The 13653-nt window shown below is 70.6% G+C and carries 14 protein-coding genes, 1 tRNA gene and 1 other RNA gene; 7 read left to right on the top strand and 9 right to left on the bottom strand.

Annotated features, from left to right (window positions below; all coding sequences use genetic code 11):
- Nucleotides 1–23: 23 nt before the first annotated feature.
- Nucleotides 24–911: a bifunctional helix-turn-helix transcriptional regulator/GNAT family N-acetyltransferase gene (locus tag FHP06_RS09610; RefSeq protein WP_147686187.1), complete on the top strand. Its 888-nt coding sequence runs from the start codon at nt 24–26 to the stop codon at nt 909–911.
- Here the strand turns inward: FHP06_RS09610 and FHP06_RS09605 are convergent.
- The gene (locus FHP06_RS09605; protein ID WP_222706440.1) at nt 889–1590 is read right to left on the bottom strand and encodes an alpha/beta hydrolase family protein; all 702 of its coding nucleotides are present in this window, start codon (nt 1588–1590) and stop codon (nt 889–891) included. The genes FHP06_RS09610 and FHP06_RS09605 overlap by 23 nt on opposite strands.
- A gap of 75 nt (nt 1591–1665) precedes the next feature.
- On the opposite strand from FHP06_RS09605, the gene FHP06_RS09600 reads away from it, so the two are divergent.
- The gene (locus tag FHP06_RS09600; protein ID WP_147686185.1) at nt 1666–3147 is read left to right on the top strand and encodes a potassium/proton antiporter; all 1482 of its coding nucleotides are present in this window, start codon (nt 1666–1668) and stop codon (nt 3145–3147) included.
- Here FHP06_RS09600 and FHP06_RS09595 read toward each other — a convergent pair whose 3' ends face one another.
- Together FHP06_RS09595 and FHP06_RS09590 are read right to left on the bottom strand one after the other, a co-directional pair.
- Nucleotides 3148–3660: a LytR C-terminal domain-containing protein gene (locus tag FHP06_RS09595; RefSeq protein WP_147686183.1), complete on the bottom strand. Its 513-nt coding sequence runs from the start codon at nt 3658–3660 to the stop codon at nt 3148–3150. It abuts the gene before it with no gap.
- Nucleotides 3657–3956, bottom strand: coding sequence for a type II toxin-antitoxin system VapB family antitoxin (locus FHP06_RS09590; protein WP_147686182.1), 300 nt, complete (start codon nt 3954–3956; stop codon nt 3657–3659). Before FHP06_RS09590 ends, FHP06_RS09595 begins: the two co-directional genes overlap by 4 nt.
- 155 nt (nt 3957–4111) lie before the next feature.
- Between FHP06_RS09590 and FHP06_RS09585 the strand changes: the two genes are divergently transcribed.
- Nucleotides 4112–4906 (top strand): phosphatase PAP2 family protein, encoded by a 795-nt coding sequence (locus FHP06_RS09585; protein WP_147686180.1) that lies wholly within the window; start codon nt 4112–4114, stop codon nt 4904–4906.
- A gap of 188 nt (nt 4907–5094) precedes the next feature.
- On the opposite strand, the gene FHP06_RS09580 is transcribed toward FHP06_RS09585, so the two are convergent.
- A tRNA-Ser gene (locus FHP06_RS09580) sits at nt 5095–5179 on the bottom strand.
- 61 nt (nt 5180–5240) lie between these two features.
- Between FHP06_RS09580 and ffs the strand changes: the two genes are divergently transcribed.
- Both ffs and FHP06_RS09570 read left to right on the top strand, forming a co-directional pair.
- Nucleotides 5241–5337: signal recognition particle sRNA small type (gene ffs, locus FHP06_RS09575), an RNA gene on the top strand.
- 39 nt (nt 5338–5376) lie between these two features.
- Nucleotides 5377–6150, top strand: a complete 774-nt coding sequence (locus FHP06_RS09570) for a lipase family alpha/beta hydrolase (protein ID WP_147686178.1) — start codon at nt 5377–5379, stop codon at nt 6148–6150.
- A gap of 1 nt (nt 6151) precedes the next feature.
- On the opposite strand, the gene FHP06_RS09565 is transcribed toward FHP06_RS09570, so the two are convergent.
- The 4 genes from FHP06_RS09565 to FHP06_RS09550 form a co-directional block, all read right to left on the bottom strand.
- Nucleotides 6152–7273 (bottom strand): acyl-CoA dehydrogenase family protein, encoded by a 1122-nt coding sequence (locus tag FHP06_RS09565; RefSeq protein WP_147686177.1) that lies wholly within the window; start codon nt 7271–7273, stop codon nt 6152–6154.
- A gap of 7 nt (nt 7274–7280) precedes the next feature.
- On the bottom strand, nt 7281–8429 hold the full coding sequence (locus FHP06_RS09560) for an acyl-CoA dehydrogenase family protein (RefSeq protein ID WP_147686175.1): 1149 nt from the start codon (nt 8427–8429) through the stop codon (nt 7281–7283).
- 61 nt (nt 8430–8490) lie between these two features.
- On the bottom strand, nt 8491–9597 hold the full coding sequence (locus FHP06_RS09555; RefSeq protein WP_147686173.1) for a potassium channel family protein: 1107 nt from the start codon (nt 9595–9597) through the stop codon (nt 8491–8493).
- 88 nt (nt 9598–9685) lie between these two features.
- On the bottom strand, nt 9686–10357 hold the full coding sequence (locus FHP06_RS09550) for an NUDIX hydrolase (protein ID WP_230973467.1): 672 nt from the start codon (nt 10355–10357) through the stop codon (nt 9686–9688).
- A gap of 95 nt (nt 10358–10452) precedes the next feature.
- On the opposite strand from FHP06_RS09550, the gene FHP06_RS09545 reads away from it, so the two are divergent.
- Both FHP06_RS09545 and FHP06_RS09540 read left to right on the top strand, forming a co-directional pair.
- Entirely contained in the window at nt 10453–11406 is a 954-nt protein-coding gene (locus FHP06_RS09545) for an SPFH domain-containing protein (protein WP_222706439.1), read from the top strand.
- Nucleotides 11407–11448: 42 nt separating this feature from the next.
- The gene (locus tag FHP06_RS09540; RefSeq protein WP_147686170.1) at nt 11449–12333 is read left to right on the top strand and encodes an NAD(+)/NADH kinase; all 885 of its coding nucleotides are present in this window, start codon (nt 11449–11451) and stop codon (nt 12331–12333) included.
- Here FHP06_RS09540 and FHP06_RS09535 read toward each other — a convergent pair.
- Complete coding sequence (locus FHP06_RS09535; protein ID WP_147686168.1) at nt 12330–13649, bottom strand: threonine/serine exporter family protein; 1320 nt, start codon at nt 13647–13649, stop codon at nt 12330–12332. The genes FHP06_RS09540 and FHP06_RS09535 overlap by 4 nt on opposite strands.
- Nucleotides 13650–13653 lie beyond the last annotated feature (4 nt).

The raw sequence follows: 13653 nt of genomic DNA, 5'->3' as shown, positions 1-13653 counted from the left end.
AGGTCTCTGACTAAAGTCAGAGAATGGACACGGTGGCGACGCTGCGCGCGTTCAACCGCACGTGGGGCCGGCGGTCCGGGGTGCTCGACGAGTCGTTCCTCGGCACCGGCCGTGCCTACGGGTCGGCGCGACTCCTGTTCGAGATCGAGAAGCCGGTCACGGTGCGCGACCTCCGCACCCGCCTCGGGCTGGACTCGGGATACGTCAGCCGGCTCCTGCGCGGACTGCAGCGTGAGGGCCTGGTCGACGTCTCGCCCGACCCGGAGGACAGGCGTCGCCGGGTCGTCAGCCTCACCGCTGCCGGCCGTCGCGCCCGCGGCGACCTGGACGACCGGTCCGAGGGTCTCGCCCGTGGACTGCTCGCGGAGCTGTCCCCGCGCCTGGCCGACGAGCTGGGCCAGGTGCTCGGTCGGGCCGACCTCCTGATGCGTGCCGCGACGGTCACCTTCGAGGTCGTCGACCCTGCGGGGCCCGACGCCCGCACGGCCGTCGGCGCCTATCTCGACGAGCTCGACCGTCGGTTCCCCAGCGGGTTCGACGCCCACGAGGCCGACCACGACGCCGACGCCATGGGTGGCGCCACCGGGCGGTTCCTCGTGGCCCGCAGCGACGGGGACGTCGTCGCGTGCGGCGGCGTCCAGACGCTCGCCGACGGCGTCGGGGAGATCAAGCGGATGTGGGTGCACCCGGACTGGCGCGGCGCCGGCCTGGCCCGCCGGATGCTCGGGCGGCTCGAGCAGGAGGTGGCGGGGCTCGGCCACCGCGTCGTCCGCCTCGACACCAACGACACCCTGGTCGAGGCGCTGTCGCTGTACCGGTCGGCCGGCTACCGGGAGATCGAGCGCTACAACGACAACCCGTACGCGCGGCACTGGTTCGAGAAGCGGCTCACAGGGTCTCGAGCACGGTGAGGGTGCGCCGCCAGGCGTCGCTCGCGGGGTCGACCACCCCGAAGTGGCCGCCGCCCACGGTCACGAGCCCGGCCTTGGCGCCGGCGGACCGGGCGGCGTCGACGTAGGTCCGCGACTGCACGATCGGCACGGTGTCGTCGTCGGGCGCGTGGACGCAGACGACGGGCACGTCGAGCGGGACCCGCGACAGCGGATCGGCGTTCGCGTACGCCTCGGCGTCGTAGGGCCCGAGGAAGAGCTCGACCGCACCGTCGCCGAGCCGCTGCTCAAGGGCGCCACGCAGGTCCAGGACCCCGGCCTGCGAGATCGCCGCGGTCACGGGCACGCGCGGGCTCGGTCGCCCGGCGGCCCAGACGGCGAGGTGTCCGCCGGCCGAGTGGCCGAGCGTGACCACGCGCGAGGTGTCGACGTCGATGTCCGCAAGGAGGTCGATCCCGGCCGCGACGTCGTCGAACGTCTGCGGGAAGCCGCCGCCGTTCCCCGTGCGGCGGTACTCCAGGTTCAGGGCCGTCCAGCCTTCGCCGACCAGGGACTGCACCAGCGGCCGGCCGAGCGACCAGTCGTACCTCGCGCGCCAGAACCCGCCGTGGACGACGACCACCACGCCGCGGCTCGGGACCGTCGGTCGGTACAGCTCGGCGACCTGGCTGGGGTCGTCGCCGTAGGTGAGCCGCTGCACCCGCTCATGCTGTCACCGAAAACCGTCGAGTGCGGCCCCGATAGAATCGCCATCCGTCGAGCGCGAGGAGGCTGTGTGGATGTCCACGAGCTCGACACGTTCCTGCTGATCGGGTCTGCCGTCCTCGTCGCGGCCGTCCTCGCGGTCCGCGTGTCCGTCCGCGCCGGCCTGCCCTCTCTGCTGGTCTACCTCTTCCTCGGCCTGCTCCTCGGCAGCTCCGGGGCGGGCATCGACTTCGCCGACGCCGACCTCGCCCTGGCGCTCGGCTTCGCCGGCCTCGTGCTGATCCTCGCCGAGGGCGGTCTCACCACGGAGTGGTCCGACGTGCGGCCGTCGCTCGGCCTCAGCCTGACGCTCGCGACGCTGGGCTCGGCGATCAGCGTCATCGTCGTCTCGGTCGGTGCGCACTACCTGCTCGACCTCCGCTGGGAGCTCGCCGTGCTCCTGGCCGCGGTGCTGACGCCCACCGACGCCGCCGCGGTGTTCTCGGTGCTCCGGGCCGTGCCGCTGCGCAAGTCCGTCACCGGCACCCTGGAGGCCGAGTCCGGCGTGAACGACGCCCCGATCGTCGTACTGGTCCTGGCGATCAGCACCGGCGACCTGTCGCACGACGGACCGTGGATCTTCGCCGCGATCATCGTCGCGGAGCTCATCGGCGGCTCGGCGATCGGCATCGCGATCGGGTTCGTCGCGGCCCGCCTCCTGCGTGGCCTGGCGCTGCCGTCGTCCGGCCTCTACCCGCTCGTCGTGCTCTCGTTCACGATCCTCGCGTACGGCGCCGCGACGGCCGTCCACGCCAGCGGGTTCGCCGCCGTCTACCTGGCCGCCCTCGTCCTCGGCAACACCGAGCTGCCGCACCGGCGCGCCACCCGGTCGTTCGTCGAGGGCATCGCGTGGCTCGCGCAGATCGGGCTGTTCGTAATGCTGGGCCTGCTCGCCAGCCCCGACTCCATCGAGTGGTGGCACGTCTGGACCGGCCTGGCCGCCGGCGCCATCCTCACGTTCGTCGCCCGGCCGCTGTCGATCCTCGCCTGCGCCGTGTGGTTCAAGGTGCCGTGGCGCGAGCAGACGTTCCTCGCCTGGGCCGGCCTGCGCGGCGCCGTGCCGATCATCCTCGCCACCATCCCGCTGGCCAACGACGTGAAGGGCTCCGACGACCTGTTCAACATCGTCTTCGTGACGGTGGTCGTCTACACGCTCGTGCAGGCCGGGCCGCTCGGGGTCCTGGCGCGATGGGCGGGCGTCCGCAACGACGGGACGCGCGACATCGAGGTCGAGGCCGCCCCGCTGGAGCGCATCTCGGCCGACCTGCTCCAGGCCCACGTGTCCCGCGGCTCGAAGCTGGCCGGCGTCCAGGTCGACGAGCTCCGGCTCCCGGAGGGCGCGTCCGTCGCGCTCGTCGTGCGCGGGGGAGAGCCGGTCGAGCCGCACCGCATCACCCGGTTCCGGCACGGCGACGACATCCTCGTGGTGACGACCCGCGCCGTCCGGGAGGCCACGGAGAAGCGGCTCCGCGAGGTCGGCCGCCACGGCCGCCTCGCCGGCTGGGGCACGTAGCTACGGGATCTTGACGATCGGCACGCAGACCGTGACGGCCGAGGTCGCCTGCACCTTGGTCTGCGCCTTGGCCAGCTTCTTGTAGTCGTCGCCGACGACGACGACCACGTTGTCGTCCACGGGGATGTCCGGCTCGGCGAGCTCGACGTCCGGGCCGAGCTGCTGGGCGACCAGCTTCACGCGCGGGTCGTCGCGGTCGGTGGTGAGGATGGCCGCGACCTTCGGCTGCACCTTGCTGGTGCTGTTGGCGATCTTCCCGGCGAGGAACCCACGACGCTGCAGGTTGATGCTGACGCGGTTGGCGAGGCCGGCGCGCTGGCTGGCGTTGTAGACGTCGACCGCGACCAGGTTGCTGGTGAGGTCGTCGCCGGCCGCGACCGTGCGCGTGTCGCAGGACGGTCCTTCGTCGCCGGTGTCGGCGTCCGCCGTCAGGAGCCTGAACCCGTAGAACGAGCCGAGCAGGAACACGGCGACGGCCGCGGTCATGACCAGGGCGGGGTGGCGCGACGTCATGCGGCCTCGATCGTGTGGACGCGGGCGTGGAGCATGGCGCGCTGCTGCAGCGCGGCGCGGACGGCGCGGTGCAGCCCGTCCTCCAGGAACAGCTCGCCGTTCCAGGCCACGACGTGCGCGAACAGGTCGCCGAAGTAGGTGGAGTCGTCGTCGAGGAGGTGCTCGAGATCGAGCTGCGTCTTCGTGGTGGTGAGGTCGTCGAGGCGCACCTGGGAGGGAGAGATCTCCGCCCAGTCGCGCTGCGCGAGGCCGTGGTCCGGGTACGGACGACCGTCGTTCACCCGTCGGAAGATCACGCGGTCAGTCTATGCAGCGGCCGGTGTGACGAAGGATTTCGTGTGATGTTGGCCAGGTCAGGGAACAGATCAGGGATAATCCTGGTTGTCCGTCAGTGGTGCCTGTCACCATGATGTGGACTGATGCATGACGCATCAGAGGCCCAGGAGGTGGGATGGACGAGCTGACGCGCCCGGCCGTCGAGGTGCCCGCCTCCACTCTGCGCAAGGTGGCGCTGGTCCACAAGCTGAAGCGCGGCGCGATCGAGCTGGCCATGCTGGCCGTCCTGTACGTCGCGTACAGCGCGTCGCGCCTGCTCGCCTCCAACGACTTCTCGCCGGCCCGCGGCCGCGCCCTCGACATCCTCAACTTCGAGAAGGACTGGCGGTTCGCCATCGAGGGATGGCTGAACGACCTGTTCGTCCGCGTCGACTGGCTCGGCGTCTTCGGCAGCTACTGGTACGCGACCACCCACTACTTCGTCACCGTCATCGTGCTCGTCTGGCTCTACCGTCGCAGCGCCACCGAGTACGTCACCGCCCGCCGCGCGCTCGTGCTGGCCACGATCATCGGCCTCTGCTTCTACCTCCTCGCCCCCACTGCGCCGCCCCGCCTGGTCGACGGTCTGTACACGGACGTCCTCAGCCTGCACGCGGACGCCGGGTGGTGGGGAGCCGACGCGTCCGCCCCGCGCGGGTTCGGCGGCTGGACCAACGAGCTCGCCGCGTTCCCGTCCCTGCACGCGGGGTGGGCCCTGTGGGTCGCCCTCGTCCTCATCCGCGCCGGCGTGCCACGCCTCATGCGCCTGGCCGGTATCGCCTACGCCCTGATCATGGCCGTCGTCATCGTGGGCACCGGCAACCACTGGGTCCTCGACGCGATCGTCGGCTGGATCATCGTCGCCATGGCGTTCGTCGGCGTCGCCGCCTGGGAGCGCCGCAGCCCGTTCGTCGCTCACGAGGACACATAGGTCTTCGCGGTTTCGTCTTCGCGGTTTGTGACGCTCAGGGCGTTATTCGACGCTCTTGACGCTTTCGGCGTCACATGTTGCGAACCTCGAGCCGCTGCGGGGCGTCGGTAAACCTCCGCCGGCTCGTTTTTCACATCACCAGCGCAGGTGGGGAGCGCCCCTAGGTAGCCAGGCTCGCTGCGTCTCGGCGGAGGATAGGGGATTCGAACCCCTGAGAGCTTTCACTCAACCCGCTTTCCAAGCGAGCGCACTAGGCCACTATGCGAATCCTCCGCGGGCGAGGATACCGGCCCGGGCCGCACTCGATCACATCGGGCACGCCCCGTACGATGGGCACAGCCCCTCGCGCGGCGACACATCACCCAACTCCCCCAGGGCCGGAAGGCAGCAAGGGTCAGTGACCTCTGTCGGGTGCGCGAGGGGTCCTTCGCGTTCCGGCGCGGATTGCCCGGACCCGGCACGATAGACCCGTGCACTCCAGGCGACGAACCCTGCTGACCGCCGTCCTCGTGATGGCGGTCGCCGCCGTCGTGGTGGGCGGCGTCCTCGTCGTGGCCGACCGCAACAAGACGCCGGTGGCGCAGGACGACCGGGGTCCGGTGCTGGTGGTGCCCGGGTACGGCGGTCGGATGGAGTCGCTGTCCCTCGTGATCTCGGCACTGAAGGCCGACGGTCGCGACGTCGTGGAGGTGGCGCCGAAGGCGCAGGGCACGGGAGACATGCGTGGCCAGGCGGCCAACCTCGGGCGCGTCGCCCGGAAGACGCTGCGGCGCACCCACGCCCCGTCGCTCGACGTCGTGGGCTACTCCGAGGGCGGGATCGTCGCCCGGCTGTGGGTCAAGAAGTACGGCGGCGACCGCATCGCCCGGCGCGTGCTGACGATCGGCTCACCGCACCATGGCACCGAGCTGGCCGCGCGAGCCCAGGTGGAGCATCCGGACCGCTGCCCCAAGGCGTGCCAGCAGCTCGCGCCGGACAGCGACCTGATGAAGGACCTGAACGAGGGTGACGAGACGCCGTCTGGGCCCCGCTTCATCACCGTCTCGTCGACGACGGACGCGGCCGTCACCCCGATCGGCACGGCCGAGCTGACGGGCGCCCTGAACCTGACGGTCCAGGAGCTGTGCCCGGACGCGCTGACCCAGCACACCCAGCTCACGTCCGACCCCGTGGTGCTCGCGCTGATCACGTCGGCGCTCGGCAGTGGCCCGCCGGCCAAGCCGACCGGCGTCACCTGCGCCTAGATCACTCCGGGAGCGGCTCCACGACCTCGTGGTCGCCGACCGAGGACGCCAGCCGCTTGAGGTGGTCCGCACCGCCGCCGAGCCAGTGGTCGATCGCGGTGAGCCGGCTGGTGTAGTGGCCGACCGAGTACTCGGCCGTCATGCCGATGCCGCCGTGCAGCTGGATGGCCTCCTGGCCGATGTGCCGGCCGGACGTGCTGACCTGCAGCTTCGCGCGCGACGCCGCCTCGAGCGCCCGGGTGGGCTCGTCAGTCAGCACGAGCGTCGCCCAGCTGGCCACGCTGCGCACCAGCTCCATCGACACGTACATGTCGGCCGCGCGGAACGTGAGCGCCTGGAACGTCTTGAGCGGCACCCCGAACTGCTTGCGGGTCTTGAGGTACTCGACGGTGGTGTTCAGCGCGACGGTCATCGCGCCGACGGCCTCGTGGCAGTACGCGACCTGCGCGCTCGCCACCGCGGTCTCGAGGACGCCGGCCTGGTCGGCCGAGACGTCGCCGAGCGGGGTGGCCGACGTGCCGTCGAACGCGACGTGCGCGGCCCGGCCGCCGTCGTGGGTGCGGTAGCCCGTGCGGGTGAGGCCCGACGCGTCGCCCTCGACGAGGAACAGGCCGGTACCGGCGTCGGTCTTTGCGCTGACCACGAACGCGTCGGCGCGCTCGCCGTGGAGGACCGGCTCCTTGGAGCCGGACAGCGTCCAGCCGTCGCCGGACTGCGACGCCGTGACCGGCTCGCCGATCTCCTTGAGCGCGGCGGCCAGGATCAGCGAGCCCTCGGCCACCCGGCCGAGCACGTCGGCGCGCTGCTCGTCGGTGCCCGCGGCGGCGACGATGCCGCCGGCCAGCACCACCGTCTCGATGAACGGCTCGGGCGCGAGGACGCGCCCGACCTCCTCGGCCACGATCGACACCTCCACCGGTCCGGCGCCCATGCCGCCGTCGGACTCGGCGAACGGTAGACCGAGGACGCCCATCTCCGCGAGCCGCTGCCAGGTGTCCTCGCCGAAGCCGGGGTCCTGCTTCGTGACCTCGCGGCGCGTCTCCGAGGAGTCGTACGCCTTGCCCAGCAGGCCGCGCACGGCGTCCCGGAGGGCCTCTTGCTCGTCGTCAAGGGTGAAGTCCATGACTACCTCACAGTCCCAGGATCGTGCCGGCGATGATCTGACGCTGGACCTCGTTCGAGCCGCCGTAGATGGAGGCCTTGCGGAAGTTCAGGTAGCCCGGAGTGGCGACCCGGGCCCAGTCGGGGACGTCGGACCCATCACCGGCGCCGGACGCCAGTGACATCGGGCCGGCGAGGTCGACGATCAGCTCGGTGACCTCCTGCTGCAGCTCGCTGCCCTTCAGCTTGAGCACCGAGGACGCGGGGTGCGGCTTGCCGTCGGCGGAGTGGGCGACGACGCGGAGCGCGGTGAGCTCGAGCGCCATCAGCTCGTTCTCCAGCTCGGCGATGCGGCTGGCCACGAGGACGTCGTCGAGGTCGGCGTGCTCCTTGGCCTGCGCCAGCATCCGCTTGGTGGCACCCACCGGCGCGACGCCGACGCGCTCGTTGCCGAGCAGGAACTTGGCGTAGGTCCAGCCCTTGTTCTCCTCGCCGACGAGGTTCTCGGCGGGGACGCGGACGTCCTCGAAGAACACCTCGTTCACCTCGACGCTGCCGTCGATCAGCTCGATCGGCCGGACCGTGACCCCCGGGTCGGTCATGTCGATGAGGAGCATCGAGATGCCGGCCTGCTTCTTCTCGGCCTCCGGGTTGGTGCGGACCAGGGTGAAGATCCAGTCGCCGTACTGGCCGAGCGTCGTCCAGGTCTTCTGCCCGTTGACGACGTACTCCTCACCGTCGCGGACGGCGGCGCAGCGCAGCGACGCGAGGTCGGACCCGGCGTCGGGCTCGGAGAAGCCCTGCGACCACCAGATGTCGAGGTTGGCGGTCTTCGGCAGGAACCGCTCCTTCATCTCCTGCGAGCCGAACGCGGCGATGACCGGGCCGATCATGCCCGCGTTGAAGGCGAGCGGCTGCGGGACGTTCGCGAGCTGCAGCTCCTCGTGCCAGATGTGCCGCTGGAGCGGGGTCCAGTCCTTGCCGCCCCACTCGACCGGCCAGCCCGGCACAGCGAGTCCGGCCGCGTTGAGCACCTGCATCGACTCGACCATCTGCTCCTTGCTGAGCTCGCGGCGAGCGGCGACGGTGTCGCGGATGTGTTGCGGGACCTGGGTGGTGAAGAACTCGCGCATCTCCTCGCGGAAGGCGGCGTCCTCCTCGGTCAGGTGAAGTCTCATGCCGGCTCCTTGCCCGTAGACCTTGGGTACTTACTACCACCAGGTACGAAGGAGCACTCGGTCAGTCGTCGTGCGACATCCTCAGCGGAGCGAGGGTGCCGAGCGACTCGGCCACCACGACCGCGTCGTCGCCGCGCTCCAGCCGGAAGTCGGAGGGCGGGTTCACGAACGCGACGCCGTCGCGGTTCACGCCCAGCAAGGTCGCGCTGTGGTCGCTGCGCAGGCGGGCGGACAGCTCGTCGAGCGTCAGGCCGATGCACTCGTCGGGGATCTCCACGCGGTAGAGCTCGGACCCCTCTCCGCCGGACACGATGTCGGTGACCAGCTGCGCCAGGCCCGGGTAGAGCGACGAGCGGGCGAGCAGCCGGGACGCGATGCGCGACGTCACGACGACCTCGTCGGCGTTGGCGCGGAGGAAGTGGTCGACGTGCTCGGGGTTGTTCACCTCCACGACGGTGCGCACCGTCGGGGCGATGGCGCCGATGGCCATGCAGGTGAGGATCGACCGCATGTCCGCGCCGTTGCTGGCGTCGGCGGGGCAGACGATCGCGGCCATCGCCTCCTCGATGCCGGCCCGGCGCAGGTCGTCGGCGTTGGTGATGTCGCCGTTGACGAAGTAGACCCCGCTGCCGGCCGGGTTCTTGTCCGAGTCGTGCACCACGACGACCTTGGTCGTGTACTCGTCGGTGCTGAGCTCGGCGATCAGCTCGCGAGCCGTGGAGTTCCATCCGCAGACGACGATGTGGTCGCGATATCCCGAAGCGCCCATGCCCTGCCCCTCCTTGAGGATGAAGTCGATGACGAAGCCCACGAGGGCAGCGGTGATGACGCCGACGATGGCGACGCCGAAGAGCACCAGCAGCCAGCTGATGATGAAGCCGCCGGGCGTGGTGACGTAGGACGCGTCGCCGGAGCCCATCACGGTCGTGACGGCCCAGTAGATGCTCGTGCCGACCTTGCGGAAGAACCCGCCGACGTCGTCGCGTGGCCCCTCGGACAGGGCGACGAGCACGGACGCGGTCAGCACGATCGCGGCGAGCGCGCCGAACAGCCGGACGAAGAACGAGTGATCCACTCCGCCGGTGAGCCGCCGGACGTGGAATCCGAGACGGCGGAAGAAGGGCACGACGGCAAGCACCCCGATACGTCCTGAGATTCGGCGCCTCATCTGCTCTCCTGGCGCCGATCATCCCATCGGGTGGGCTCCTGAGCAGGCGTTTCCGAGCATCAGGACCTTGGCGATCGACCGATCGCGCTCAGCGTCTGATCGGAGGATTGAGCATCGCGCGCGTCCCAGCCCGGTAGAGCTTCGCGGGTCGACCTCCGTCGATCGTGGATGTGCCACCCGTCTCGCTCAGGAAGCCTTCGGTCCGGGTGACCTTCCTGTGGAAGTTCCGCGGATCCAGCGAATGCCCCCAGACCGCCTCGTAGACCTTCCGCAGCTGCCCGACCGTGAACTCCGTTGGGCAGAAGGCGGCGGCCAGGGGCGAGTACTCGATCTTCGCCCGAGCGCGCTCCAATCCGTCCGCGAGGATGCGCTCGTGATCGAAGGCCAGCGTCAAAAGGCCTGTCTCAGCGACGGGCACCCACTCGGCGTGTGCGGCGTCCGTTCCGGCCACCGGTTCGGCGAGCTCCGGCGCCAGTGCCAGCCAGGCCACGCTCACGGTGCGCATCCTCGGGTCACGGTCGGGCGCCCCGTAGGAGGCGAGCTGCTCGAGGTGCAGGCCTTCGGACACGCCGGTTTCCTCGGCCAGCTCGCGGTAGGCGGCGGCCTCGATGTCCTCGTCGACCAGGACGAACCCTCCGGGCAGAGCCCACTGACCGGAGAAGGGCTCCTCGCCGCGCTGTACGAGGAGCACGCACAGCTCGGACTCCCGGATTGTCAGCACGACCAGGTCGACAGTGACGGCGAACGGCGGGTGGCTCACGTTCTGAGCATAGGTACTTATCGTCATCTTGACAAGAAATGGAACGGAGGCTTATCGTCAAACTAACGATAAACTTCAGGAAGCGAGGCCCGAACATGGCCACCATCACGAACTACCCCTTCGCCCGGCACGTCCGTACCACGGCTACCGGGCACCTGCTGCACCTCAGCGGCGGTCGTCGGCGACACAGCGGTGCCGGCGCGGCGTTCTGGTTCCGACCGATGAGCGCCGCCATCAGCGAGGTGCCCGTCGAGGACCGCGAGCACACCCTGCTGGTCCCGGTTCGCACGTCGGACCTTCACCAGATCGCCGTCCCGCTGACCGTCTCCTTCCGGTTCGCCGAGCCGGAGCTGGCCGCCGCACGCGTCGACTTCTCCGTCGATCTGCGCAGCGGTCTGTGGACGGAGAACCCGCTCGAGGTCGTGGGCAGCATGATCACCGGGGGAACGGTCGCGGCGGCGACCTCGGCTTTCGCCGGGCTGAGCCTGGCCGAGGCTCTGGCGGTCGACCCGGACGAGGTGCGTACACGCGTCCTCGCCGCCATGCGATCTGACGAACGACTCCGGTCGGTTGGCGTCGAGGTGATCGGGGTGCGGATCTCGCTGGTCCGGCCGGAGCCCGACGTCGAGAAGGCGTTGCAGACGCCGGCGCGCGAGGCGATCCAGCAGGAGGCGGACAAGGCCACCTTCGAACGTCGGGCGCTCGCGGTCGAGCGCGAGGCAGCGATCGGCGAGAACGAGCTCGCCAACGAGATCGAGCTCGCGCGCCGGCGCCAGCAACTGATCGAGGAGAATGGAGCCAACGCGCGCCGTGAGGCTGAGGAGGCTGCGGCCGCTGAGCAGATCGCGACCGAGGCGAAGGCGCAACGCATCGCGACCCTCGCCGAGACTCGTGCGGAGGCGGAGCGTCTGACCGGCGCCGCCGAGGCCGAGAACGAGCGGGCGCGCATGGCTGCCTACGACGGCGTCCCCCAGGAGCTCGTCCTCGCGCTTGCGATGCGGGGTCGCAGGCCACCTGCCCGAGATCGGTCAGGTCACGATCACGCCTGATCTGCTCACCGGGCTGATGGCCCGACTTGCGACGGCAGAGCGATGACTCCCCGCGTCGTGGTGGTACGCCGCACCACGGAGTACGAGGAACTGATCGCACGGCACGCGACCGTAGGCCAGGCGGCGTTCTTCCTCGAGAGCCGCGGTCAGAGCCTCGACCCGCTGGTGGATCGTCACGAGCGGACGCAGTCGGCGCTGGACGCAGTGGCACGGGCCATCCCGGTCGACTGGCGTCGCGCGGCTGTCGAGCGCGCGGAGCTGAACCGCTTCGTCTTTGGGCCCGACGACATCGTCGTGGTCGTCGGGCCCGACGGCCTTGTGGCGAACGTCGCGAAGTACCTGGAGGGCCAATGCGTGCTAGGTGTCGATCCGGTGCCGATGGTGAACGCGGGCGTCCTGGTCTGTCACTCTCCGGCAGCCGTTCCGGACCTCCTGCAGGCGACTGCAGCAGGGCGGGTCGAGCTGTGCGAGCGCACGATGGTGGAGGCGTCCGTCGACGACGGTCAGACCCTGACGGCGCTGAACGAGATCTTTCTGGGCCGACCTGATCATCAGTCGGCGCGATACGAGCTCAGCTGGCGTGAGACGACAGAACGGCAGTCGTCGTCAGGGATGATCGTCGGCACGGGTACCGGTGCGACCGGCTGGCTCCGCTCCCTCCAGAGGATCCAGGCACCGGACCTCCGGCTGCCGAGTCCGTCGGACCCGACGCTGGCGTGGTTCGTACGCGAACCGTGGCCGTCTCCGTCCACCGGGGCGGACCTGGTGGCGGGCCTCCTCGAGGAGGACGCGCTGACCGTGCGGGTCGAGTCCGACTCGTTGGTGGTGTTCGGCGACGGCATAGAGGCTGACCGGATCACATTGACCTGGGGGCAGCAGGTCCGGCTGCTGCGCGCTGAGCGCACCCTGCGAACGGTCGTGCGCTAGCGATCCGAGCGCTTGTGCAGACGGGCTCTGATGGGTCCGACGAGGCGCGGGCCGGCCAGGCGTTGCTCCAGGCGTCGGGCCTCGCGACCGAGCGGCTGCGCGACGTACTCGCCGAGGATGACGCCGGCCGCGAGGGAGATCGCGACGGCGACCGCCGTGATCATCGCGATGATGCCGACGTAGTTCTCCGCGGCCAGGAGGGAGAGGCCGCGGTAGATGGACAGGCCCGGGAGCAGCGGCACGATGCAGGACACCACGATCACCAGCGGTGGAACGCGGCCGCGGCCGGCCACGCCGTAGCTGACGAAGCCGATGACCACGGCGGCGATGCCGGAGGCGGCCGCCGGACCGACGCCGCGGTCCGTGAGCGTGTAGTAGAGCGCGCCACCGACGCCGGCGATGAGCGCGATCGGCAGCAGGATGCGGCGCGGGGCGTAGGCGCTGAACGCGAACCCGCCGGCGGTGATCGCGCAGCCGGCGATCACGCCGGGCAGGTGCGAGAGGCCGGACCGGCCGGGCTCGAGGCCGAGGTCGACGCCGAGCGAGTCGCCCACGGCGAGACCGAAGCTGACGCCCACGATGATGCCGATCGTCGCGATCATCACCTCGAGGATGCGGGCCTGGGCGGTGAGGTAGAAGCCGGTCAGCGCGTCCTGGATGGCGCCCATGAAGCCGAGGCCGGCCAACAGCATGACGATGCTCGCCGTCACCACGAGCGAGGGATCGACGGGGACGTCGGTGACGGCGAGGGCCACGGCCAGCAGCGTCGCCAGCAACCCGCCCGCCACCTGCGAGTAGAAGAACGGCAGCCGGAACCGGGCCAGGCGTCGCTGGAGCACCTCGATCACCCCGCCTGCGAGGGCCGCGACGAGCAGCACGATCCAGTCGCCGCCGAGGAGCAGCGCCACCCCGGCCCCGACGACGCCCCAGCTCACGGTGACCGCCCATCGCGGCGTCGGGTGGCCGGACGACGCCAGCTGCAGCACCTGCTGGGCCGCCTCGTCGCGCGTGATGCGGTCGCTGAGCAGGTCGGCGACGAGGTGGTCGACGGCGGTGAGGTCGGCGTAGTCGATCTCCCGCTGCGTGACGTTGCGGCGCAGGGCGATCGGCGCCTCGTCCGGGCCGCCCTGGTGGGCGATGGTCAGCATCGTGAAGGTGACGTCGACGATGGCCTGCCGCAGCCCGAGGTGGTGCGTGATCGACGACATCGTCGCGGTGACGTCGGCCGCGCCCGCGCCGTTGGCCAGCAGCATCTCGCCCACGCGCAGGGCGAGGTCGAGGGACTTCTGGGTGTCGGAGGCAGGCACGGAACCCATTGTG

The sequence above is a fragment of the Aeromicrobium terrae genome (genome assembly GCF_008039565.1).
Lineage (GTDB): Bacteria > Actinomycetota > Actinomycetes > Propionibacteriales > Nocardioidaceae > Aeromicrobium > Aeromicrobium terrae.
This window is presented reverse-complemented; position numbering and strand designations above follow the sequence as displayed.

What these genes read in the sequence shown, in the direction of transcription:
- FHP06_RS09545 (WP_222706439.1), top strand. Translation starts at nt 10,453, where the DNA reads ATGGCCACCATCACGAACTACCCCTTCGCCCGGCACGTCCGTACCACG.
- FHP06_RS09555 (WP_147686173.1), bottom strand. Translation starts at nt 9,597, where the DNA reads ATGAGGCGCCGAATCTCAGGACGTATCGGGGTGCTTGCCGTCGTGCCC.
- FHP06_RS09595 (WP_147686183.1), bottom strand. Translation starts at nt 3,660, where the DNA reads ATGACGTCGCGCCACCCCGCCCTGGTCATGACCGCGGCCGTCGCCGTG.
- FHP06_RS09585 (WP_147686180.1), top strand. Translation starts at nt 4,112, where the DNA reads ATGGACGAGCTGACGCGCCCGGCCGTCGAGGTGCCCGCCTCCACTCTG.
- FHP06_RS09535 (WP_147686168.1), bottom strand. Translation starts at nt 13,649, where the DNA reads ATGGGTTCCGTGCCTGCCTCCGACACCCAGAAGTCCCTCGACCTCGCC.
- FHP06_RS09610 (WP_147686187.1), top strand. Translation starts at nt 24, where the DNA reads ATGGACACGGTGGCGACGCTGCGCGCGTTCAACCGCACGTGGGGCCGG.
- FHP06_RS09565 (WP_147686177.1), bottom strand. Translation starts at nt 7,273, where the DNA reads ATGGACTTCACCCTTGACGACGAGCAAGAGGCCCTCCGGGACGCCGTG.
- FHP06_RS09540 (WP_147686170.1), top strand. Translation starts at nt 11,449, where the DNA reads ATGACTCCCCGCGTCGTGGTGGTACGCCGCACCACGGAGTACGAGGAA.
- FHP06_RS09560 (WP_147686175.1), bottom strand. Translation starts at nt 8,429, where the DNA reads ATGAGACTTCACCTGACCGAGGAGGACGCCGCCTTCCGCGAGGAGATG.